The sequence below is a fragment of the Synechococcus sp. PROS-7-1 genome (assembly GCF_014279795.1).
Taxonomy (GTDB): Bacteria; Cyanobacteriota; Cyanobacteriia; order PCC-6307; family Cyanobiaceae; genus Synechococcus_C.
Window position 1 is genome coordinate 2180427 of sequence record NZ_CP047945.1, and the last position, 22424, is coordinate 2202850.

Below are 22424 nucleotides of genomic sequence, written 5' to 3' on the forward strand. Positions count from 1 at the left end.
GGTTCAGGCGACTGCAGTGTTTGTGGCCAGCCGGGCCGGCTTCCTCAGGATGGCGGCAGCGGCGAGATGTCCGCTCATCGTGGCTCCCTCCATGGAATCGATGTAGTCCTGACGGGTGTAGCTCCCGGCTAGGAAGAAGTTGTTCACCGGGGTGCTCTGTTCAGGCCTGTAAGGCTCCATGCCAGGAGCTTCGCGGTAAAGCGACTGAGCCAGTTTCACCACATTGCTCCAGGTGAGCTTGAGATTGCGGGCCGAGGGGAACAACTCGCGCACCTGACGGTCGGTATGGGCAACGATTTCGTCGACTGACTTGGGAATCCAGGGATCACCCGGTGTGAGCACGCACTGAAGCAGAGAGCCTTCACCTTCCTTGCGGTAATCCTCGGGGCTGGCCAGGGCCAGGTCGGCAAAGCAGCTGAAATCGGCATCGGCGGTATACAGCAGATTGTTCAAACCTGCTGGATGCGCCACATCCCGGCGTTGCGCCTCCTGGGCATCACCCAGTTCGGTCACCCAGCCGTCATAACGAAGTTGAACCGTTGCCACAGGCACCGCCTCCAGCTGATGGATGGCTTCGAACTGGGGATAACGGTTCCACTCCTTCGGCAGCAGCTTCTGAATTCCTGGCACATCACAGGCAGCCAGGTAAGCGTCGGCCTCAACACGGATCTCTCCTTCGGGCGTTCCCAGCTGCAGGCCTGTGATTTCAGGGGATTCACCCTCGCTGTACTCCACCTGCTTCACACGGTGACGCAGATGCAGCTTGCCGCCGCGCTGCTGGATGTAATCAAGGATCGGACCCGTGAGCCAGCGGTGGGGTGATCCCTTCAGCAAGTTGAGTTTCGAGGCCTCGGTCTTGGCCGCAAACATCATGAAAATGGTGAGCATGCACCGCGCTGAGATCGCCTCGCAGTCGATGAAGCCCAGGGCATAGGCAATGGGATTCCACATGCGCCGGATGCTTTCGGGGCTACCGCCATGGCCCACAAACCAATCTTGGAAGCTCACGGAGTCGAGCGCTCGGATGGTGCGCATCGCCCCCTCGTAATCCACCAAACCGCGCACGATCGGGCTGGTTCCCAGGGCCAGGGCATTGCGCAGCTTGTCGATCCAGCTCAGCTGCGGCGTTGTGAAGAACGCCTTGAGGCCGTTGAAGGGGGCACCGATCGGAAAGCGAAAATCCAGTTCCCGCAGATCCCCGCCCTTGTTCACAAACAGATGGGTGTGCTGCTTCGGCAGCAGATTCTCGAAGGCGCCCACCTTGCGCATCAGTGCAAAGAGATTGGCGTAGTTGAAAAAGAACACGTGCAAGCCCATCTCAATGTGGTTGCCGCCCTCATCCACCCAGCTGCCCACCTTGCCGCCCATGAAAGGCCGAGCTTCATAGAGGTTCACCTCATGACCGGCATCGACCAGATCCACAGCAGCGGAGAGGCCGGCGAGACCGGAACCGACGATCGCGACCCGCACATGATCTGCACAACTCAGGCGACTCTATGTATGAGCCTCCATAGAGTGAGGGAACGAGCCTGTGTTTTCCATGACCTCCACCCCAAGCACTGCGCCGGCGCACACCGCAAAAGACGGCAAGGGAATCCTCATCACTGAACCGGCCATGCAGCAGTTGGCCAAGCTCTGCAGCGAACAGGGTGACAACCAGGTGTTGCGAGTGGGTGTGCGTTCTGGTGGATGCAGTGGCATGAGCTACACGATGGATTTCGTGCCGGCTTCAGACACCCAAAGCGATGACGAAAGCTATGAATACGTGGCCTCTGACGGCCAGAGCTTCCGCGTGATCTGCGATCCGAAAAGCCTGCTTTACATCTACGGAATGCAGCTCGACTTCAGCACAGCACTGATCGGTGGCGGCTTCAATTTCACCAATCCCAATGCCACCCAAACCTGTGGCTGCGGCAGCTCCTTCGCGGTTTAAAACCGGCCGCTCCCTCGGCCTGCTGTGGGAATCTGAACGGATTGCTGTATCGGTCGATCATCGATGGACGACACCCAGGATTCCCTTTTCCAACAGGCGATGGCCCGCTATCAGGACGGTGAGCCTGCAGCAGACCTTCTTGGGGATTTCGAGACGATCACCGCCGCAGCACCAAGACAATCGGCTGGTTGGACCTGCCTGACTTGGCTTCAACTGCTCTGTGAACAGCCGGACGACGCCCTGCGATCAGGACGAATGGCGGTCAAGCTGAACCCTCAAGACCCGCAGGCGCGCATCAACCTCTGCCTGGCCATGCTTGAGACCAAAGCCAAGGGTGTGCGCGACCACATTGAGGTGGTCCAGCAGGTTCTAGCCGTGGCACCCGACGTGGCCGGTGATCTGCGCGAGTCGATCGATGATGGATTGAAGCGTCGCCCGGAGTGGCCTGCTCTGCTGAAAGTGAAGGCCTGGCTGGAGCTCTGAGATGGGGCGCCTGCTCCTGCTCAGCAACGGTCACGGTGAAGATCTATCAGGATCACTGCTGGCCAAGGCACTGGCGAACAGGGGGCACACCGTGGAGGCTCTCCCCCTGGTGGGGCGGGGTCAGCCCTACCGGGATGCGGGCATTGGCCTGATCGGCGGCACTCAGGAATTCAGTACCGGTGGGCTGGGCTACACCAGCCTGCGCGGGCGGATGACTGAACTGATCCAAGGGCAGGTGGTTTATCTGCTGCGCCGATTGGTGCGGCTGCTGCGTGTCGGCCATCGCTACGACGTGGTGGTGGTGGTGGGCGATGTGATTCCGGTGATGGCGGCCTGGCTGTGCCGGCGCCCCGTGGCCACCTATCTCGTGGCCTACTCCAGCCATTACGAGGGCCGACTGCGTTTGCCATGGCCCTGCGCCACCTGCCTCCAGAGCCGACGCTTTCATGCCGTCTTCAGCCGGGATCAATGCACAGCCGATGATCTCAGTGCTCAACTGGCCCGGGAGGTGCGCTTTCTCGGCAATCCCTTCATGGATCCGGTACTGGCCGATGCGGGGAGATTGCCTGCCGCTCAGCGACGGCTCGGCCTACTCCCAGGAAGCCGCCGGCCGGAGCTTGAGCAAAATCTTTCTCTGCTTCTGCAGATGATCGAGCACTTGCCCAGCGAGCTCTTCAGGCAAGGAGTGCTTGAGGTTGATCTGGCGCTCGTGTCCTCCCTCGACGACCCATCCCTGCACGCCCTGGTGCAACCCTGGGGTTGGGACCTGACCGAGGCATCCGACGGTTCTGGCATGCAGCTCCAGCGGGGACCGCGCCGCATCCATCTACGCCGCGGCCTATTCGCGGCCGTTTTGCACAGCTCGGATCTGTTGGTGTGCATGGCTGGAACGGCAGCGGAACAGGCGGTGGGACTGGCACGCCCTGTCTTGCAGCTCGCTGGCCGAGGCCCCCAGTTCACCGCGGGATTCGCCGAAGCCCAGCGACGCTTGCTCGGACCCACGGTGTTCTGTGCCCAGGGGGAACCTGGGGACATCGCCACCCTGGAAGCCTCGGCGAGGCTGGCCATCGAACTCCTCGAAAAGAGCCGCTTCGATTTGGATCTGCAGCGGCAATGTCAACAACAGGCTTTGTTACGGCTTGGCCCCGCCGGAGGAGGCGCCAGGATGGCCCAAGCCATTTCCGATTTAGTTCAGCAGCCGCCATGACTCCACCGTTGCAGGAACCGCTCTGGAAACGCTGGCTCGACCGTGTGTTGGTGCTTGACGTTTTTCTGGTTCTGGGCGGTGCCGGCTGGTTCGCCTTGGCGATTCTGGGGAGTAGCCAGGGGGTTGAGGCCCCCATGCGTCAGTTCCAGCGCCTCTGGGAGCCCCTGTTCACCCCAGCGATCGGTTTGTTGATCGCCTCAGCCTTGATCAACGGCTGCTGGAGCTGGTGGCAGCGGCGAGTGCAGCGTCAAGCGACGGACAACGGAAACTGAACGCAAGCTCCTTCAAACGCATGGAGCCCACCCGCTGGCCTTCCAACACCACCTGAGCGCCATCGCCGAGCAGCAGCTGGAGGACGGGACCGGGGACAGGCAAGAGACTGGGACGCCCCAAGCAGCGTCCAAGCCCCGAAGCGAAGTCGGCCATCGAGACCGGCTCAGGGGCGACGGCATTGATCGCTCCCGACCAGGAGGGCTGTTCCAGAGCACTCTGGATCATGCGGCAGAGATCACCGCGCTCGATCCAGCTCATCCATTGCTGCCCCGACCCGATCGGTCCACCGAATCCAGTCCGGAAGACGGGAAGCATCTTCGCGAGCGCCCCGCCGTCTGCCGACAGCACAATGCCGATGCGCAGCACAACCAGCCGGGTGGCGTTCGGCTTCGCCGCGGCCGCCTCTTCCCAGCGCTGGCAGAGACCCGCCAGAAAATCGGAACCGGGAGCACTGGTCTCCTCGAACTGGGCGTTGGCACTGGTGCCGAAATAGCCAACCGCCGATGCATTCACAAGAACGGACGGGGGTGTGTCGAGCGCAGCCATCGCCTTAACGAGAGAGCGCGTGGTCTCTAGCCGGCTGGATTCGAGCAGGCGCAGATGCTGGGGCGTCCAGCGTTGTTCTGCGATCGGCTCACCGGCCAGATTCACAACCCCATCACAGGCTGCGAGAGCCTGGGTCAGTGCAGCTGAGGAGGCCCAGCTGGAGGGTGCGGCAGGATCGGCCTGAATCCAGTGCAGCTGGGAGGCAATGCCGTCGGGCAGGCCAACCGCGGAGGCAGGCCTGCGACTCACCAAGGTGAGTTCATGGCCAGCCTCGTGCAAGAGAGGAATCAGCCCACGCCCAACCAGGCCTGTGCATCCGATCAGCAGGAGACGCATGGAAGGTGAGCGCAGAGAAACGGTGCTCGAGGTTAGGCAGTCGAAGAAGAATCAGCGCCGGGATCCGGAAGGGTGAGTTGCATGCGCCGAGCGAGAGGAACCAGGGCAAAGCCCTGAACGAACAGGCCGTAAAGCACCACCGCCAGAGCCAGAGGAGGCATCAAGACGCCCCAGCTCACCCCCGAAGACCAGGCATTGATGGCCAAAGCGATCGGCACGGCCCCTCGCAGTCCAGCCCAGCAAACAAAGATCCGTTCAGCTGAGCTGAAGGATGTTCGCCAAAGCAAGAGGTGCACCATCACCAGGCGGACAAGCTGCATCACCAAAAACAGCAGGAAGGCCATCCCGGCCGCATAAACCACATCCTGAGGGGCAACGACCAGTCCCATGCACAGGAACAGGAGCAGCTCAGCCATCTTGGCGTAGCTCGAATGCGCTTCCTCCAGAACCGCTTGATCCAGGCTGTCGCTGTTGCCCAGCACCAGCCCTGCCACATAGGCCGCCAGCAGCGGGCTGCCTCCCAGCAGAGAGGTGCCCCCGCTAAGCACCATCAGGAGCGCCAAGCTCACCACAGGCAGCATCGAGGCCTGGTTCAGGCCCATGCGGGTGCCGAGAAGCTGCACGGTGAGGCTTCCGCCCAGGAAGCCGATCAGGATTCCAAGCAGAAACTGGCGCACCAGATCGGTCACCAGTACGCCAGCACCGACCCCTTCTCCACCGACAAGCGCAAGAGCAAGACCGGCCAGCACCACAGCCATCGGATCATTGAACCCCGATTCGCATTCGATCAGATCCATCAGCGGCTGGGGCAGACGGCCCTGCAGGGGCCTGAGGAGTGCCAGCACCGCCGACGCGTCCGTGCTGGCCACCATCGCTCCGATAAAGAGATTGCGCGGCACCATCTGCGCAAGGGCTTCGCCTCCTCGGGCCAAATCAAAACCGATCCCCACGGCGGTGATCAACGCGGCTGTGATCAACACCCCGATGGTGGCGAGGCGCGCAGCTGGCTTGATCACCCCCCGCACCTCACTCCAATTGGTGGTCAGCCCGCCAAAAAACAACACCAGCACGAGCGCCGCCTGGGTGATCTGCTGGGCATGGTCCAGGCTCAGCAGCGTGAGCTCGCGCGTGTTGGACACCTCCACCTGGTTATCGATCAGCAGACCGAGCAGAAGCACCATGAGGATTCCCGGCACCCGCACCCTCGCCGCCAGGTCATCGAGGAGCACCGACACGAGCAGGAGACCACCAAAAGCCACCAGATAAAGCGAAAGGCCGTTGTCCAACAGGAGGGCTGGCGATGCGTGCAAGGGTTCTAGCCTGGCGAACAACGACCGACCCGTGATGGCCGAGACACCGTCGAGCCCCGCTCCAGCCGCGAAAGCCACCCCTGCATTAAAAAAAGGTGCTCTAGTGCGCGTGAACAGAGCGGCTTATGAGGGCAGCACGGAAGCGGGTGCCAGTGACCCGCATCCACCGGCCTACATCTTCGAAGGGCCCGGAGAACTTCTTGTGGTGAAAGGGACCTATGGCCAGGTGCGTTGGCGCAGACCCGTGCCCGACGTATGGCTGCGGATGGATCAGCTCGAGGCGTTCTCCTGAGGGTCGAGCGATTGCTCGATCACACGAATGGCCTCGGGAAGACTTCGAAAAGCCTCCGGAATCCGCCAGATCGCTCCTGACAGCGCCGACCCTGCAGCATCCAGCACCATCAGAACCGGCTGGTTGCTATGCAGCTCCCTAGCAGCAGCAGCCACAGACGCCGCCTTGCCTGGGTCCCACCCGGCCAGCAACACCACAGCACGAAACGCACTGGGCCAGGGGTTATCCGGAAGAGCCTGCTCCAAAGCGGCGAACTCTCTGGAAGCCTCCATCGGGCGGTTGGCCAGCACAGCCAACAACGCCAATGTCCACCTGGCCTGACGATCCTCAGGATCAGCCCTGAGCCGGGCGAAGGCTGCCTCGCGCGTAGGGCCCCTGTAGAGGAAATGGCCATCGAGCATGTGTTCGATCGCCACGCTGCTGAAGATCGAATCCAGCCCAGATGGCCCTCGTTCCAGGGCAGATGCCAACGCGGGGAAGCGTTGATCGAACCCAGGCGAGACAGGGGCATCAGCACGCCGACGCCACAGGGAATAGCTCCCTCCTCCTGGACGGGAGAAAGTGTCTACACGGTCAAAGACCCCGGCCTTGCGAACGGCGCGATCGAGCCGGCGGGCGGCCTTGCGAACCGATCCCTGATCGCCCTCCGCCAGCAGCACTAGCTCGGCATGATCCAACACCGGTTGCACGTGATCGAGGCTGCCGCCGAGCTGACGCCCCACCAACTGGCCTCCATTGCGGCGCCCGTAGTAGCTGACGTTGTGCTGATTCAGGTCAGGGGTGCTCGGCACCACGATCAAGGTGCTCGGCTCAGCGCCAGGCACGCCACCTCCCGCACGCAGCACAATCGCTTCCAAGGGGCCTTGATGACGGTTCTGCAACCGTGCCGACTGCTGGATCCAGGCAGGGGTGGATGCGGCCAGGCCTCCTGCCGCCAGGGCCAAACCCGGCAACCAGCGCGCCTGCACTGGCCAGCGACGCCGAAGCCAGAGCCCCCACTGCAACCAGCCCCGACTCAGCAGCAACAGCAGGGGTGGCAGCAATGGTGCGATGTATCGCGAATCTTTGTTCGGGCTGAGGTTCGTGAACAGCCAGCCCAGCACCAATATCCCCACCAGCCAAATCCAAGCCTGGAGGCGATCAGAACCGTCCCGGGGCGGAGCCACAAGCCCTGAGCGTCGTTGCTGCAGCAAGAGCAGCAAACCCGATAGACCGATCACCAGCAACACCCAGCCGATCTGATCAGGAATCAGACGGGGGTACCAGAACCAGCCGGCCAAGGTCAGCACACCGGGGTCACCCTCCCGAGCCGCCGACTCGATCACCGCACGGTTGGTGCCCCCCAGGGTCGTGATCCAGTTGTGGCGCAGCCAAGGCAGGAGACTGAGGGTCACCACAGCCAGCCCCAACGCCAGTTGCGCTTGGCGACGCACGCCTGAGCGCAGGGCAACAACCAAAACCCAGGCGCAGGCAGGGATTAACACGAGCAAAGCACTCTGCTTCACCAGCAACGCCGCCGAAACCGCCAGGGCTGCAACGAAAGCCTGCCACCAGGATGACGGCCGCGTTGGATCCAACCAGCAGCCCAAGCGCCACAGCGCCAGGGTCACGCAAGCAGTGAGAGGCAGCTCCAGCAGATAGTCCGTCCGCAATTCCAGCAGCATTGGCGTCAGCGCGACAGCCGCAGCGACCAGCAACGCAAACTCCCTGGCCAAACGCTGCGGGGAGCGAAGCGAGAGAGCCCAACCCGCAGTGGCCAACAGCAACAAACCGTTCCAAAGGCTGAGGCTCCAGGCAGCTTGAGCCGGGGCATCACCGCTCACGGCGATGACAGCACCATTCACCAGAGAACCGAGAGGCGGAATTTTTGGAGAGAGATCGAGAAGGGCCTGCCAGCCCTGCCAGCCACCTCCCGGGAGCAGGCCAAGGGCCCGACCGTGATCCAGGGCACTGTTGAGATAGTCGGCCTGATCCCAGGCGGGCAAGCCGCCGTGGCGCGACCACCACAGCCGATCCGCGGCCGTGGACAGTACCCAGAGCAGCAGCAGCAGCGCCCGAAACGCTCCCGCTCCCATCAGATCTCCAAGCGTCGACGTTCGTCTTGGAGACGCTTGCGACGCTGCCTGGCTTCGCGAATCATCTCGCGACCGTCGTGGAGGTAACTGTCCACGTAGCCCATCGTGTAGCGCTCGAACTCCGTCACCGCATCCTCCACCTGCGAGAAACAGTGGTAGACGCTCAGACCAAATCCACGCGCCGAAGCCGGGGTTGGGATGGATTGAAACAAGGTCTTCACCTTATTAAGCCGGCTCCGGCTCTGTTCGAGATAAGTACAGAACGCCTCCATCAAGGCATCGTCATAGGGATCAGCCGACAAGGCCCGGAGTTCAGCGGCGAAGGGATTGATCACCTGGCCGAGCAGGCGATCGATCGGGGAGTAGACCTTCCTCAACCAGGTGGCCAGATCTTCGTCAGCGTGACTCGCTCGCCCGCTGGCCTGCCGTGCCACCTGACTGGCGCGAGCATTGCGTGCCCCACGAGCCCTTGCCTCGTCTCTGGCCACCTCCGCAGGTCTCCTGCTCGTGTCGAAGGCGCGGCGACTCTCGGGATCCCCCAGTTGTTCCCAGGCGGCATTCAGCGCCAGGATTCGTTCCTCTGACCCACCGGCATCGGGGTGGTGCTGCTTCACCAGGCGCCTGTAAGAGGCCTTGAGTTCAGCCTGAGTCGCCGTGGAGCACACCTCGAGAACGGCGTAGGGATCGAGCGTGTTGGGCATCAGAGTCACAGCTGAGCGTCCCGGCGTGCTGGAAGAGGCGCCGCAGTGCTGAACATCGGTGTAGAGAGATAGCGCTCTCCAAAACTGGCCAAGATCACCACGATCCGGCATCCCTCCATGACCGGGCGTTGCCCCAGTCGCAGCGCAGCGGCCACCGCGGCACCACTACTCACCCCGCAAAGCAACCCCTCTTCCCGAGCAAGACGCCGACCGACATCCATGGCCTCATCGTCGCTGACCGCGATGATCTCATCGATCAGATCCATCTCCAGAACGGGCGGAATAAAGCCAGCGCCGATTCCCTGCAGACGATGGGGTCCAGCAACGCCACCAGCCAACACCGGACTGGCAGCTGGCTCCACGGCGACCACCGAAAGCTTGGGCTGACGCTCTTTCAGCACTCGGGCGCAACCGGTGATGGTTCCCCCGGTCCCCACCCCGGCCACCAGAGCATCCAGGACACCCTCCGTATCAGCCCAGATCTCTTCGGCTGTGGATGCTGCGTGCACCGCAGGGTTCGCGGGGTTATCGAACTGCTGGAGGAGATAGGCACCAGGGATCTCCTTCACCAACTCCCGCGCCCGCTCAATGGCCCCCTGCATGCCCTCCATACCTGGTGTGAGCTGCAGCTCAGCCCCATAGGCCCTGAGCATCGCCCTGCGTTCGGTACTCATCGTGTCGGGCATCGTGAGAATCAGCCGATAACCACGGGCCGCTGCCACCATTGCCAAGGCGATTCCGGTGTTTCCACTGGTGGGTTCCACCAAAACAGTTCGCTCAGGTGCAATGGTGCCAGCGCTTTCAGCAGCCTCCACCATGGCCCCGGCAATCCGATCCTTCACCGACGCCGTTGGGTTGAAGCTTTCCAACTTGGCCACGATTTCAGCAGAGCATCCCCAGGCCTTGGGCAAGCGATTAAGCCGCACCATGGGAGTGCGTCCCACGAGGGCTGTGATGTCTGGGGCAATCGCCATAGCAAACCCTGGGCTCGCGCTCCTTTCAACCCATCCAATCATCAGCGCTTCTTGGACAGAGCGTTGATTGATGGTCTAGTCAACAGTCAATAAAAAACCCCCTCGAATTGAGGGGGAATCAAAGTGTGTGAAAAGTGAATGATGTGAGGAAAAGAATCTCGAGGGCCCGTACAAACGGACCCAAGAGATCGTGCTGATGTCAGATCAGAACTTGAAGGTGGTCTGGATCAGACCGCCGAACACGTTGAACTGACCGTCGTAGCCCTGACCGTTCTCCACCAGGTTGTTGGTGTACTGACCCATGGGGCGGGACAGGTAGAAGATCGCAGGGGTGACCTTGATGTTGTCGGTGACCTGGAAGTTGTAGAACAGTTCGAAGACGTAGTTGCCGTCGAAGGGGGTGGAACCACAAACTTCACGCTTGTCGCTGCGCTTGCCGTCGCAGGACTCGAGGCCGGTGGCGAAGGTGGGCTGACCCACAGCGAAGCCGAGGTCGTTGCCCTTCAGGAACACGTCGTCCCACTTCAGGCCAACCATCCAGCTCTGGCTGTTGACGGGAGTGCCGCCAACCTTGTTGCTGGTGGTGTTCTGGTTGATGCCCCAGCCCACAGAGATGGAAGGGATGAAACCAGGGTTCTCGGGCTGCCAGTAGGCGTTCAGCGCGTAGCTGTTGGTGGAAGCACCACCACGCTTCTTGGGATCACCGTTGGGGACGGCGTACTTGGTGCCGTCAACGTTGACAGTCTTAGTGGGCTGATAGAAGCAGTTGTTGTTCCACTTGTCCTGCTTGGCGAACTCGGTGCCACGGCGATAGCCGTTGCCGCTGTCGCACTGGCCGTAGCGGTAACCGAACGCCAGACCCCACTGAGGACCGGCATAACCGATCTGAGCCAGGAAGCTGGCCTCGGAGTTGTCGGTCAGGAAACCACCAGTGGTGGGATCGGTGGAGTTGCCGTTGCCGTCGTCAGCAACGTAGTTGACAGACACGCTGAAAGCGTTCTGGCCCTTGTCGACCTTCTGCTTCCAGTAGGCACCGATCAGCTGTCCGGTCTCCTTGTTGTAAACACCGCTGGTGCCCATCAGAGCAGTCCAGTCGAGGATCTTGGAGGCACCCTTGTTGTAAACAGAAGGCCAGAGAGCGATGGACTCGGTGTTACGAGCCAGTGCACCGGCGATCACGGTGAACTCTTTGCCAACCGGGAACTTGTAGAACAGACGGTCGAGGGTGACGATGTTGGCCTTCTCGTCCTGCACACCGGAGTCGGTGGCGATGTCGAGAGCGGTCAGGTTCACACCGGAACCACCGAAGGCGTTGCCGTTACCGCTCTTGCTGAAGTTACCAGTACGCAGACGGGCAACCAGCAGGTCCTTACCGGTGAAGCTGGTGTTCAGCTTCAGGCGCTGGTCATAGTTGAAAGTGAAGGCGCCGTAGTTGCGGTTGTAGGCGTTGGCTCCACCGTTGGTGCCGTTCTTGTTGAACTTGGTGTTGCGGTTCTTGCGCTGCACCTTGCCGATCTGCTTGACAGCGTCAGCAGAGTCGTCGAAGTAGGTGGCGTTGGTGTCGTAGATGTACTTGGAACCGTCGTCACCGCCGGCGGTCACAGCACCAGTCACGAAGGTGGTTTGACCCTTCAGCTTGGTGGTGGTGGTGAACTGGGTCGCTTCCAGCTCGCCCACGCGGGCTTCCAGACCGTCAACACGGCCCTTGAGGATGGCGAGTTCCTTCTCGAACTCCTTCATCAGGCGCTTGAGCTCGTCGGTCACTTCGGTGACGCGGTCGAGACAGGCATTCAGCAGGGCAGCCGCTTCAAAGCGGGTCATTGCCCGGTTGCCGCGGTAAGTGCCGTTGGGATAACCAGCGACGCAGCCGTAGCGCTCGATCAGGTTGCTCAGTGCCTGGTATGCCCAGTCGGTGGGATACACATCGGAGAACTGAGTGATGCTGGTGACCTGCTCGCCGGACTCGGCGTAGTCGGACACACCGTTGATGTTCAGCTCAGTGGCGTTGGCGGCCATGGGAGCCAGAAGGCCCAGGGCTGCAGGTGCCACCAGCAGTTGCTGGAAAAGTTTCATTGGATTCCTCACACCAAAAATTGAGGGATAGGACATTTCTGTCCAGCCAGAACTTAATGGTGAGGACACAGCTTGCACAGGAGGCCGCTGTACAAGCTGTCCACAAAACCCTCTCCACTCAAAAAGTGGAGAGGGATGAGACACGCAAGGCTGGATCAGACGGATCCAAATCCAGCCTTCGCTGCTGAAATCAGAACTGGAAAGTGGTCTTCACAAGACCGCCGAACTGATTGAAGGTTTCACCCTGGGTTGTCGTTCCGAAAGGACGGCTGAGATAGAAGATCGCAGGGGTGACCGTGATGTTGTCGGTGACCTGGAACATGTACCACCATTCCCAGGCGTACTGACCGTCACGAACCAGAGTCTCTTCGACATCCGAAGCACTTCTGAACCGGTCGCCGTCGTTCGAGAGATCCAGGGCTGTTACAAAGCCCTGCTGACCGACAGCCATACCAGCCATGTTGCCCTTCAGGAACACATCGGCCCACTGAAGACCCACAGACCAGGACTGAGTGGTGGCTGAGTCGAAGTCATAGCCAAACAGGGTGGAGTCGTTAGTACCGCTGGTTGAGTTCAGACCCCAACCGACGGAAATTGAAGGAATCCAACCTGGGTCTTCAGGAGACCAGTAAGCACTGACACCCACGGAGTTGGTGTTACCGAGACCGCCGACTTCAGTCGCAAGCGGTGTCGCAGTGCCCTGATACATGTTTCCGAAGTTCTCGGAGCTGTAGTTGTAGGCAGCTGCAAGGCCCCAGTTGTCCTTGGCGTAAGCGATTTGAACGGTTCCAGTTCCCGAGGCTCCATCAGTGGCGATACCAGCGATCCTTGGGTCTGACTCGTTGCCGTTGCTCGACACGTAGTTGGCACTCACGCTGAAGCCATCGTTCTCCCACCAGATACCAGCACCGGAACCGAGGTTCAGGTTGTAAGTACCCGGAGCACCGGCATAGGTGAAGAAGTCGAGGACGGTGTCAGCTGGATAAGCACTCGGCCACACAGCCAGCATGTCGTCCTGACGGACTTGACCACCGGCAGTGACAGTGAAATTACTGCCGAGGGGGAATTGATAAAAGAGTCGGTCAACAATGATGGCGTTACCGGCAACTCCTTCCTCAAAGGCAGCTTCCATGCCTGAGGGAGTTTTGAATTGACCACCAAAGGGGCTTCCGATTCCAGTCGGCGCATTAAAGCCGAAAGCGCTGTTCTGGAAGTTACCGGTGCGCAGACGGGTCTTGAGGAGATCCTTACCGGTGAAACTGGTCAGGAGTTCCAGCTGAAGGTCGTAGTTGAAAACGGCTGCACCAAGATTGGCAGCAGCTTTATCAGCCAAATCAGCCTTGGTTACTTCAATTTCATTGCCATTAGCCAACTTAATCTTGCCGCCCTTTTTCAAGGCTTCCTTAGCTTTTTTTCGATCGTCTACATTTTCAAAGCGCTGATCAACAAGCCGACCCAGAAGACCAGCAGGGACTCCTCCAATCAACTCATCACCTTGAGAAATGTTGAGTTGCTTGGCATCACCGCCGAAGGAGTTGGCACCAATCACGAAGGTGCTTTTGCCCTTCAGCTTGGTGGTGGTGGAGAACTGGGTGGATTCCAGCTCGCCCACGCGGGCTTCCAGACCGTCAACACGGCCCTTGAGAATCGCGAGTTCCTTCTCGAACTCCTTCATCAGGCGCTTGAGCTCGTCGGTCACTTCGGTGACGCGGTCGAGACAGGCATTCAGCAGGGCAGCCGCTTCAAAGCGGGTCATCGCCCGGTTGCCGCGGTAAGTGCCGTTGGGATAACCAGCGACGCAGCCGTAGCGCTCGATCAGGTTGCTCAGTGCCTGGTATGCCCAGTCGGTGGGATACACATCGGAGAACTGAGTGATGCTGGTGACCTGCTCGCCGGACTCGGCGTAGTCGGACACACCGTTGATGTTCAGCTCAGTGGCGTTGGCGGCCATGGGAGCCAGAAGGCCCAGGGCTGCAGGTGCCACCAGCAGTTGCTGGAAAAGTTTCATGAGATTCCTCACACCAAAAATTGAGGGAACACGCCGAAGCGATGAACGGAATTTGTTGCATTACCAACCCTTAACCAGCAGCCGTGTGCCGGACATTCGTCCGACCTGTATCAACCGATTCTTTTTGAAGCGCAAATGGCACTCCTTGATACAAAAAACCTGGGCGGGGGTGGGAATGCACACCGTGCAGAATGAACTGATTGGTTGAGCTGGACCTCTCGTTCGTCGCGTGTGACAAACCATCAGCGATGCGAAGGCCGCAGCCGTTCCAATGCCCTCGTGCTGGCGGCCAGCCTGTTTGCCGTTGTGACGCTCGGATTGCAGCTGTGGAAATCCTGGGTCCTGCTCGCCGGATACGACCAGGGAATTTTCCAACAGGTGGCATGGAACAGCCTGCATGGCCATTGGTTTGAGAGTTCCCTCTCCTCGCAACTCTCCACCAACGTTGTTCATGCCGGTCAGCTCCCATTCGTGGGTTACGAACGGCTCGGCCAACACTTCACACCCACCCTGCTGCTCTGGGCGCCACTGCTTGTCGTCTTCGGCTCCACTGCCCTTCCTGTTGTGCAGGTGGGCCTGATCACGGCTGCTGGCTTGGTGCTGCACCGACTGGCGACCCCACGCCTCCCAGCAAGAACGGCGAACTGGCTTGTAGTTGCCTACTTCGCAGGCAATGCGCTGATCGGACCCACCCTCGGCAATTTCTCCGATCTCTGCCAGCTGCCTCTGGCCGTGTTCGTGTTGATGCTCGGCTTGCTGGAGAACCGACGTGCCCTGATCTTGACAGGAGCCCTGCTTATGCCCCTGATCCGCGAGGACACAGGAGTGATACTCGTTGCCATTGGGGTATGGCTTCTTGTGCGATCCCGGGAGCGCTGGCGCTTGGCGTTGATGCTGATCGCCTGGGGTGGTGGCTGGGTTGTTGTTTGCACCAACGTGTTGATGCCGTTGTTCTCCGACGACAACAGCAAGCGCTTCATGGTGGAGAACTTTGGCCAGTACCTCGGCGCTGATCCGAACAAGGGGAGCAGCAGCCTCGGGGTGCTCAGGCGTGTCCTGAGCCAACCGGCCTTGGTTGCTCAGCAACTGATCGATCCACCAGGGAAAACCCTGCGATACCTGCTGGGCCACAGCCTGCCCTTTCTTTTTGTCCCCCTGATCAGTCTCGATACCTGGCTGCTCGCAGGTCCCAGCCTGTTGGGGCTGTTTTTAGCCCAGGGAACCAATGACCCCCTGGCGATCACCATTCGCTACACCTGGTTGGTGGTGCCCGGTTTTGCCTTGGGAGCCTTGTTCTGGTGGGAGCGCCGTGCTGATCCATCACCAGGACCACGCATGCGACTGGCTTGGGGAACAGCCCTGGCCCTATCGCTCCTGCTCACCCTGACCAGCAATCCCCACCGCAGCCTGTCCTTGGTGATGCCTGACAGCATCGACCCTTGGATTTACGCCCCACCGACGAAGCAATGGGCCCATGGGCTAGAGGCGCGGGAGGCCCTGAAAGTGATCCCAGCAACAGCCTCTGTGGCAGCGAACACGCCCCTGGTACCCCTGCTGGCCCAACGTCGGGCAATCGTGCGCTTTCCCTACGCCACCGAGTATCTGGATCAGAACCGCCAGGAGCAGAGCGTGGAGTGGATTGCCGTGGATCTCTCACTCCTGGAGCGCTACGGGATGGCGTTCCGAAGGGACTGGCGCCAACTGAAGAAAAGCCTGGCCTGGATTGAAGCAAACCATCAGACCTACACCCCGCAAGCCATCCGGGATGGCGTTGTCGTCTTGCAGCGGCAGGGACCGCGCCATCCCATCCTTGACAGCGAACTCGGCACACTGCTGGAACGCCCTCTTCCACCATCCCCCTCGCGGCGCACCAAACGCTCTTAAAAACGATGCCCCCGCTCGGAATCCGAACGGGGGCTCTCGCCGGGTCCGCTCTGGCGCGGAACCGATTGATCAGTCAGAAGATGAAGCCGTCAGCCGGCGTTCTCCGCGATCAGCAGACCCTGGGTGAAAGAACTGGAACTCATGGACACCTCCTCCTGGATGGATTGATGATCGCCGGTGATGCATCCGAAGGAGTTCTGGATCCGAAGATCAACGAACACCCCCACACCACTGCGGTCTGAACACTTGAACCTTAACGGAAGCGGACGGACTCGGGGTCTACTAGCGCCCCTGACTCTCTGGATCACAACACTCGCGGTCTGGCTTCCCTGGCTCGGCAATGTTCCGTTAAGGGACTGGGATGAGGGAATCGTGGCCACTGTGGCTCGCGCCACATCCCAGCAAACCGGACTGCGCTGGCTGCTGGCCGTGAAGGATGCTGGCGAGCCCTATCTCAACAAGCCGCCTGCACTGCACTGGCTGATCGGCACAAGCATCCAGAGCTGGGGGGAAGGAGAATGGGCTGTGCGCGCAGTGCCGGCCCTGGTATCCACCCTGGCCGTGCCCTTGCTGGTGTTGCTGCGCAGGGAACTCAGCCGCGATGAGCAAGGAGAGCGATCAGCGCTGACTGCTGGATTGGTGCTGATGACCCTGCTGCCGATGGCACGCCATGGTCGTCTAGCAATGCTTGACGGAAGCCTCGTGAGTTGCAGCCTGATGCTGTGGCTGGGATGGCTGGGCAGCCGGCGGCATGGCCGCTACGCAGTGCTGGCGGGGCTGGGGTGCACCGGCGTGCTGCTGCTCAAGCCTCCAGCCCTGATCGGGTTCGCTGCGATCATCGTCGCAATCGGAGTGCTGGAAAGGGTGAGCCAGCAACACCTGAGCCGAGACCCGCAACCTCGAGCACCCAGCATCCCAATCAGCCGACGCTTCGGATTGCTGCTGCTTGGGGCTTCGCCTGGCCTCGCCTGGCATCTCTGGCATGGCTGGTGGCGTGGACTGGATGCCCTTCTGATGTGGGGTGGTCAGGGCCTGAGCCGGGTGACCACTGTGGTGGAAGGCAATCAGGGGAGCTGGCTCGTTCCCATCACGGAGGTGCTGGAGGGCGGATGGCCGTGGTTGTTGCTTCTGCCAGCTGGATTCCGCTGGGCGTGGCATCACCGCCATGAACGCGCCGGACTCTGGGAGCTGGGACTGCTCCTGGGTAGCGCTGCGCTTGTGCTTCCGCTGCGCACCCAGCTGCCCTGGTACAGCCATCTGCTCTGGCCGGCCATCGCCCTGCTCTGCGGTGAGGGACTGAGTCAACTGTTGGCGAGTGGCAAGCCCCGTTGGGTGCCACTCATCTGGACAGGGCTTGGCGCGGGTTTACTGCTAGCTGGCTCAATGACCATGCTCGGAGTCACCGACGCCTTCCCCCCCGCACCGTTCCTTTGGGCGGGCGTCGGGTTACTGATGGGAGGCCTCTGGCTGCGCTCACTCAACAAGATCAGGCGATTACGTGGTCTGATGTTTCTGCTGATCGGCTGGAGTCTGGCTCTACTCAGCCTTTGGTATAGCCGTCTCTGGCTTTGGGAATTGAACGAAACCTGGGATCCAAGGCCCCTCGCTGCCGTCATCCGCACAGTTCCAGACGAGGATCCGGTGTATTTGCAGGGACCAACCCGGCCTTCACTGGGCTGGTACTCCGATCGAGCCCTTCGCCGGCACCAATCGGAACGCCCTAGCGAACGCCACTGGCTGATCACCCGCAAAACGCCCGCATCCTGCAAACAACAGACGATGTCACTCGACGGTGATTGGCAATTGTGGCTTTGTCCTGCAACATCGGCATCCACACAGAACTGAAACCGATACGTAACTGAATAGATACGTCAACGTGTGATTTCGCTAGGAAGCTCTCCATCAAAAAGCGCCTGCCGAAGCAGGCGCTATTCAAGAGCTTCCGATCGGAACGTTGATCAGAGAGCGTTGCCGCGAGGCAGAACCTCTTCAGGGAAGACGAAGTTTTCGTGCGGCTGGTCAGCCGGTGCCATCCAGGCACGCAGACCTTCATTGAGAAGGATGTTCTTGGTGTAGAAGGTCTCGAATTCGGGATCTTCTGCAGCGCGGATCTCCTGCGACACGAAGTCGTAGGCGCGCAGGTTGAGGGCCAGGCCGATGATGCCGATGGAGCTGGTCCACAGGCCCATCACAGGCACGAACAGCATGAAGAAGTGCAGCCAGCGCTTGTTGGAGAACGCAATTCCGAAGATCTGGCTCCAGAAGCGGTTGGCGGTGACCATGGAATAGGTCTCTTCTTCCTGAGTGGGCTCGAACGCCTTGAAGGTGTTGGCCTGCTCGCCGTCCTCAAACAGGGTGTTTTCCACTGTTGCGCCGTGAATGGCACACAGCAGTGCGCCGCCGAGGATGCCGGCCACGCCCATCATGTGGAAGGGATTCAGGGTCCAGTTGTGGAAGCCCTGGAGGAAGAGGAGGAAGCGGAAGATCGCAGCCACACCGAAGGAGGGCGCGAAGAACCAGCTGCTCTGGCCGAGGGGGTACATCAGGAAGACGCTGACGAACACCGCAATCGGACCGGAGAAGGCGATGGCGTTGTAAGGGCGGATGCCCACCAGACGAGCAATCTCGAACTGACGAAGCATGAAGCCGATCAGAGCGAAGGCGCCGTGGAGTGCCACGAAGGCCCAGAGGCCGCCGAGCTGACACCAGCGAACGAAGTCGCCCTGGGCCTCAGGGCCCCAGAGAAGAAGCAGGCTGTGACCCATCGCATCAGCGGGGGTGGACACAGCAGCGGTGAGGAAGTTGCAACCTTCCAGGTACGACGAGGCGATGCCGTGGGTGTACCAGGAGGTGACAAAGGTGGTGCCAGTGAGCCAGCCACCGATGGCCAGATAGGCCGTTGGGAAGAGAAGAATGCCGGACCAGCCGACAAATACGAAGCGGTCGCGCTTGAGCCAGTCATCGAGGACGTCAAACCATCCCCGCTGTGGCGCGCGTCCTACAGCGATCGTCATGAGAGAGCTTCATGAAGCTTTACGTGACGAGCCTAGTGGTCATCGACGGTTTGTGGGCAAGAAAGCCGAACAACAGGCCCGACATGAGTACAAATGCCCAACAACCCGGGGAACGCGCTGATTGGCGAAGATGGTTCCGTCTACGGGATTGGTCTGTGTACGTGATTGAGCTGGCTCTGCGCATGAGCCCGATGCCGGTATCCGTGCAGAGAAAGGAGCACGATTCGGCAGAAGCGCTTTACCAACAAGTGCGCTCGGCCCTTGAACAAGGACAGCCACGTCTGCTCGAGCTCAGCTGCGAAAAGGTGGAGGGCAAGCGCCTCAGCGTTCTGACGAGCGATCTACTGGCTGTACAGATTTACGAGAAAACAGCCGCCAGCGGAGGCACGAAGCGCCCGGGCTTCTCCTTTGAAGCCTGACCAGAATGCGACCGGTGGAACAGGCCGACTCTGAGCAAGCAGCGCTTCGCTTTGATCGGGTCAGCTTCTGTTGGCCCTGCGGAACCAGGGCACTCGATCAATGCAGCATCCAGATCCGATCCCCCGGACTCTGGATGCTGGTGGGCAGCAACGGGAGCGGCAAGAGCACCCTGTTCCGGATGATCTGCGGCCTGCTCAAGCCGCAGAGCGGCCAAGTGCACTGTGCTCTGCGGCCTGCTTTGGTCTTCCAGAACCCCGACCATCAACTGCTGCTCCCGAGCTGCGGCAGCGAGCTTCTGCTCAATCTGCCGTCCCATCTCTCGAGGCCCGAGAAGTCCAAGAGGATTCAGGACTTGCTCGAGCAGGTCGGCCTGGCCGGTATGGCTGGCCGTCCGATTCACACCCTGAGCGGTGGGCAAAAGCAGCGCCTCGCCATTGCAGGGTCTCTCGCCAGCGAAGCCAATCTGCTGTTGCTCGACGAACCCACCGCCCTTCTCGACACGGCGAGCCAGGTCTCGATCCTGGCAACAGTTCAACAGCTCTGCCACCGCTCCAAAAGCCCTCTGACCGCACTCTGGGTCACCCATCGCCTCGCAGAGCTGGATCACGCCGATGGCGCTGCCCGCATGGAAAACGGGCGCATCGGAGCCTGGGGCAGCGGCACAAGCTTGCGACGAAAGCTCGAGCCTCTTGCGGGACGGAGGGCCTGAAGGGTAAGTTCTCTTGGTCACATTCCTCGGTAGCTCAGCGGTAGAGCGGTCGACTGTTAATCGATTGGTCGCAGGTTCGAATCCCGCCCGGGGAGCTTTCATCACCACACACCACAGCGAGACGCTTGTGGTGTGTTTTTTTGGGATAACAGTCCGGCAATGGATCAATTCCTCCTAGCGATGGAATTTCGTTACCAGAACCCACCCGAAACCGAAGACTTCCTGAAGAGGCAAGCATCACGATCAGCGCCAGCTTTTCGCCCAACCCGTTCCGCCGCAGTGGATCCAAGCTGATCAGCCCTTTCAGAGCTCCCGCAATGAATCACTGCAAGTTCAAGGGAACCTTGAGAGAATCTGTCAAGCCACGACGCGGCATCACCACGTCTTCCCTGATCCAACCGCCTGCGAGTCGATGAAGCCCTGCATCCTGCTGATCGAAGACGACCGGGACATGCGCGAGCTGGTCAGCGGCCATCTCGAGCACAGCGGCTTTGACGTTCAAAGCGCTGAAGACGGCATTAAAGGCCAGGCTCTCGCCCTTCAATACAGCCCAGACCTGATTCTTCTCGACTTGATGCTCCCGAAAGTCGATGGGCTGACCCTCTGCCAGCGGCTCCGGCGCGATGACCGCACTTCGGGGATACCGATCTTGATGCTCACGGCACTTGGCGGGACCAAGGACAAAGTGAGCGGCTTCAACTCCGGCGCTGATGATTACCTCACGAAGCCCTTCGATCTCGAAGAGCTTCAGGTGCGTATCAAGGCCCTATTACGTCGGAGCGACCGGGCTCCTGTGGGCACATCCGGCAACCACCACGAAATTCTCAGCTACGGCCCGCTCACCTTGGTTCCTGAGCGCTTCGAAGCCATCTGGTTCGACAAGCCTGTCCGCCTCACCCACCTCGAATTCGAGCTACTGCACTGCCTGCTCCAGCGTCACGGCCAAACGGTTGCACCCTCTTTGATCCTCAAAGAAGTGTGGGGGTACGAGCCCGACGATGACATTGAAACCATCCGTGTTCATGTGCGTCACCTGCGCACCAAGCTCGAACCTGATCCCCGCAAACCCCGTTTCATCAAAACGGTCTACGGAGCTGGTTACTGCCTGGAACTTCCCACCGGCGCCCAATTAGAGGGTCTCGAAGATGTTCTTGCCCAGGCTCGGCAGGATCGTGAGCAGAACGATCAGAACAACCGCGCAAGCGCCTGAATCAAGGGGTCGGAACGCTGATCAAATTAAGAAGAGTCACTTCCCAGGCCAAACGAGGCTGCACAAACGACAACAGCTGCTGACGCAGGCGATTCAGGCGTTCCACAGACGCCCTGCTGAGTTCCTGTCTCCAGAGAACGGTTTGCCACCAACTGATCAACCAGAGCTGCTGCTCTCCCTCCAGCTGTTCGCAGAGATCCCTCGCAAGAGCGAGCGCAGCCAGGGGGGTTTGCGGGCGACGCTTCAGGCGCTCCCTTAAGTCCTCCGGAATCGTGCCCCAAACACGCACGTGTTCGAGCAGTGCTCCAGGAGAGCCTGACGCCAGAGCCACAAGCTCAGGCTCAGCTGCAGCAATCTCCAGAGCTTGGTGACCGGATCCATCAGGCAGCTGGGCCAGCACGGCATGCATCGCACCTTCTGGCAACCGAGTGAAACGAATCTGCTGGCATCGAGAGCGGATGGTGGTCAGCAAGCGATCAGGGGCAGCCGATAGCAGGATCAACAATCCGTGGCCCGGCTCTTCAAGGGTCTTGAGCAAGGCATTGGCCGCCCCCTCCGCCATCGCCTCCGGTTGCTCAAGGACCACCAGCCCTCGCGCCGACTCCAAGGGCTGTCGAGCCAGAAAACGACCGAGATCACGAATTTGCTCCAAACGAACTTGAGGCGGTGTGCGCCTGTTCACGCCAGCGGCTTCAGCTTCAGACCTGGAGATGAGACGCCCCTGATGGCTGTAGGTGGGCTCCACCCAAAGCAGATCTGGATGGTTGCGCTCTTCAAGACGTCGGCGCTCCCTGGGGTCTTGGCTGCCGCCACCAAGCACACCTTCCATGAAGCGCAAGGCAGCAAGCCTGCGACCCACACCGTCAGGGCCGCTGAACAAATACGCCGGTGCAAGGCGCTGAAGCTCTAAGGCGGATTGCAGCAACTGGGTGGCAAGGGGCTGGCCATGAAGATCAGCAAACAACGCGCTGGCCAT

The 22424-nt window shown here is 60.6% G+C and carries 21 protein-coding genes and 1 tRNA gene; 12 read left to right on the top strand and 10 right to left on the bottom strand.

Going from position 1 to position 22424, the window contains the following annotated elements; translation table 11 throughout:
• Window positions 1-3: 3 nt before the first annotated feature.
• On the bottom strand, window positions 4-1470 hold the full coding sequence (gene zds, locus SynPROS71_RS11930) for a 9,9'-di-cis-zeta-carotene desaturase (RefSeq protein WP_186595322.1): 1467 nt from the start codon (window positions 1468-1470) through the stop codon (window positions 4-6).
• A 70-nt stretch (window positions 1471-1540) separates the two neighbouring features.
• Between zds and SynPROS71_RS11935 the strand changes: the two genes are divergently transcribed.
• The 4 genes from SynPROS71_RS11935 to SynPROS71_RS11950 all read left to right on the top strand — a co-directional run bounded on the left by SynPROS71_RS11935 (window position 1541) and on the right by SynPROS71_RS11950 (window position 3895).
• Window positions 1541-1933: an iron-sulfur cluster assembly accessory protein gene (locus SynPROS71_RS11935; protein ID WP_011934113.1), complete on the top strand. Its 393-nt coding sequence runs from the start codon at window positions 1541-1543 to the stop codon at window positions 1931-1933.
• Between the two features lie 63 nt (window positions 1934-1996).
• Window positions 1997-2416: a hypothetical protein gene (locus SynPROS71_RS11940; RefSeq protein ID WP_186595323.1), complete on the top strand. Its 420-nt coding sequence runs from the start codon at window positions 1997-1999 to the stop codon at window positions 2414-2416.
• A gap of 1 nt (window position 2417) precedes the next feature.
• Entirely contained in the window at window positions 2418-3623 is a 1206-nt protein-coding gene (locus tag SynPROS71_RS11945; RefSeq protein ID WP_186595324.1) for a lipid-A-disaccharide synthase-related protein, read from the top strand.
• Window positions 3620-3895 (top strand): hypothetical protein, encoded by a 276-nt coding sequence (locus tag SynPROS71_RS11950; protein WP_186595325.1) that lies wholly within the window; start codon window positions 3620-3622, stop codon window positions 3893-3895. Before SynPROS71_RS11945 ends, SynPROS71_RS11950 begins: the two co-directional genes overlap by 4 nt.
• Here the strand turns inward: SynPROS71_RS11950 and SynPROS71_RS11955 are convergent.
• Window positions 3831-4778 (bottom strand): TIGR01777 family oxidoreductase, encoded by a 948-nt coding sequence (locus SynPROS71_RS11955; RefSeq protein ID WP_186595326.1) that lies wholly within the window; start codon window positions 4776-4778, stop codon window positions 3831-3833. The two genes, SynPROS71_RS11950 and SynPROS71_RS11955, sit on opposite strands and share 65 nt — an antisense overlap.
• 32 nt (window positions 4779-4810) lie before the next feature.
• A complete protein-coding gene (locus SynPROS71_RS11960) occupies window positions 4811-6088 on the bottom strand; it encodes a cation:proton antiporter (protein ID WP_370586825.1) in 1278 nt (425 codons plus the stop codon).
• A 34-nt stretch (window positions 6089-6122) separates the two neighbouring features.
• Between SynPROS71_RS11960 and SynPROS71_RS11965 the strand changes: the two genes are divergently transcribed.
• On the top strand, window positions 6123-6380 hold the full coding sequence (locus SynPROS71_RS11965; RefSeq protein ID WP_186595327.1) for an NAD(P)H-quinone oxidoreductase subunit O: 258 nt from the start codon (window positions 6123-6125) through the stop codon (window positions 6378-6380).
• Here the strand turns inward: SynPROS71_RS11965 and SynPROS71_RS11970 are convergent.
• The 5 genes from SynPROS71_RS11970 to SynPROS71_RS11990 all read right to left on the bottom strand — a co-directional run bounded on the left by SynPROS71_RS11970 (window position 6359) and on the right by SynPROS71_RS11990 (window position 14211).
• Window positions 6359-8455 carry a phospholipid carrier-dependent glycosyltransferase gene (locus SynPROS71_RS11970; RefSeq protein ID WP_186595328.1) on the bottom strand — a complete coding sequence of 699 codons (2097 nt, stop codon included), beginning with the start codon at window positions 8453-8455 and terminating at the stop codon, window positions 6359-6361. The two genes, SynPROS71_RS11965 and SynPROS71_RS11970, sit on opposite strands and share 22 nt — an antisense overlap.
• Complete coding sequence (locus SynPROS71_RS11975) at window positions 8455-9156, bottom strand: J domain-containing protein (RefSeq protein WP_186595329.1); 702 nt, start codon at window positions 9154-9156, stop codon at window positions 8455-8457. The genes SynPROS71_RS11970 and SynPROS71_RS11975 overlap by 1 nt, the downstream gene beginning before the upstream one ends.
• Before the next feature lie 5 nt (window positions 9157-9161).
• A complete protein-coding gene (cysK, locus tag SynPROS71_RS11980; RefSeq protein WP_186595331.1) occupies window positions 9162-10130 on the bottom strand; it encodes a cysteine synthase A in 969 nt (322 codons plus the stop codon).
• Window positions 10131-10334: 204 nt separating this feature from the next.
• Entirely contained in the window at window positions 10335-12203 is a 1869-nt protein-coding gene (locus SynPROS71_RS11985) for an iron uptake porin (RefSeq protein WP_186595332.1), read from the bottom strand.
• Between the two features lie 190 nt (window positions 12204-12393).
• Complete coding sequence (locus SynPROS71_RS11990; protein WP_186595333.1) at window positions 12394-14211, bottom strand: iron uptake porin; 1818 nt, start codon at window positions 14209-14211, stop codon at window positions 12394-12396.
• Between the two features lie 279 nt (window positions 14212-14490).
• On the opposite strand from SynPROS71_RS11990, the gene SynPROS71_RS11995 reads away from it, so the two are divergent.
• The 3 genes from SynPROS71_RS11995 (at window position 14491) to SynPROS71_RS12005 (ending at window position 17940) form a co-directional block, all read left to right on the top strand.
• Window positions 14491-16095, top strand: coding sequence for a DUF2079 domain-containing protein (locus SynPROS71_RS11995; RefSeq protein WP_186598075.1), 1605 nt, complete (start codon window positions 14491-14493; stop codon window positions 16093-16095).
• A 5-nt stretch (window positions 16096-16100) separates the two neighbouring features.
• Window positions 16101-16337 (top strand): hypothetical protein, encoded by a 237-nt coding sequence (locus SynPROS71_RS12000; RefSeq protein ID WP_186595334.1) that lies wholly within the window; start codon window positions 16101-16103, stop codon window positions 16335-16337.
• A gap of 130 nt (window positions 16338-16467) precedes the next feature.
• Window positions 16468-17940 (top strand): glycosyltransferase family 39 protein, encoded by a 1473-nt coding sequence (locus SynPROS71_RS12005; RefSeq protein WP_255442172.1) that lies wholly within the window; start codon window positions 16468-16470, stop codon window positions 17938-17940.
• A 113-nt stretch (window positions 17941-18053) separates the two neighbouring features.
• On the opposite strand, the gene psbD is transcribed toward SynPROS71_RS12005, so the two are convergent.
• Window positions 18054-19109: a photosystem II D2 protein (photosystem q(a) protein) gene (gene psbD, locus SynPROS71_RS12010; protein WP_006041823.1), complete on the bottom strand. Its 1056-nt coding sequence runs from the start codon at window positions 19107-19109 to the stop codon at window positions 18054-18056.
• A gap of 155 nt (window positions 19110-19264) precedes the next feature.
• Here psbD and SynPROS71_RS12015 point away from each other — a divergent pair, with 155 nt between their 5' ends.
• From SynPROS71_RS12015 to SynPROS71_RS12030, 4 genes are all read left to right on the top strand, one after another.
• Window positions 19265-19528 (top strand): hypothetical protein, encoded by a 264-nt coding sequence (locus tag SynPROS71_RS12015; RefSeq protein WP_186598076.1) that lies wholly within the window; start codon window positions 19265-19267, stop codon window positions 19526-19528.
• 5 nt (window positions 19529-19533) lie between these two features.
• The gene (locus SynPROS71_RS12020; RefSeq protein WP_186595336.1) at window positions 19534-20238 is read left to right on the top strand and encodes an ABC transporter ATP-binding protein; all 705 of its coding nucleotides are present in this window, start codon (window positions 19534-19536) and stop codon (window positions 20236-20238) included.
• 23 nt (window positions 20239-20261) lie between these two features.
• Window positions 20262-20333 (top strand) — tRNA-Asn (locus tag SynPROS71_RS12025).
• A 317-nt stretch (window positions 20334-20650) separates the two neighbouring features.
• Entirely contained in the window at window positions 20651-21448 is a 798-nt protein-coding gene (locus SynPROS71_RS12030; RefSeq protein ID WP_186595337.1) for a response regulator transcription factor, read from the top strand.
• Window position 21449: 1 nt separating this feature from the next.
• On the opposite strand, the gene SynPROS71_RS12035 is transcribed toward SynPROS71_RS12030, so the two are convergent.
• Window positions 21450-22424 carry a DNA polymerase III subunit delta' gene (locus SynPROS71_RS12035; protein ID WP_186595338.1) on the bottom strand — a complete coding sequence of 325 codons (975 nt, stop codon included), beginning with the start codon at window positions 22422-22424 and terminating at the stop codon, window positions 21450-21452.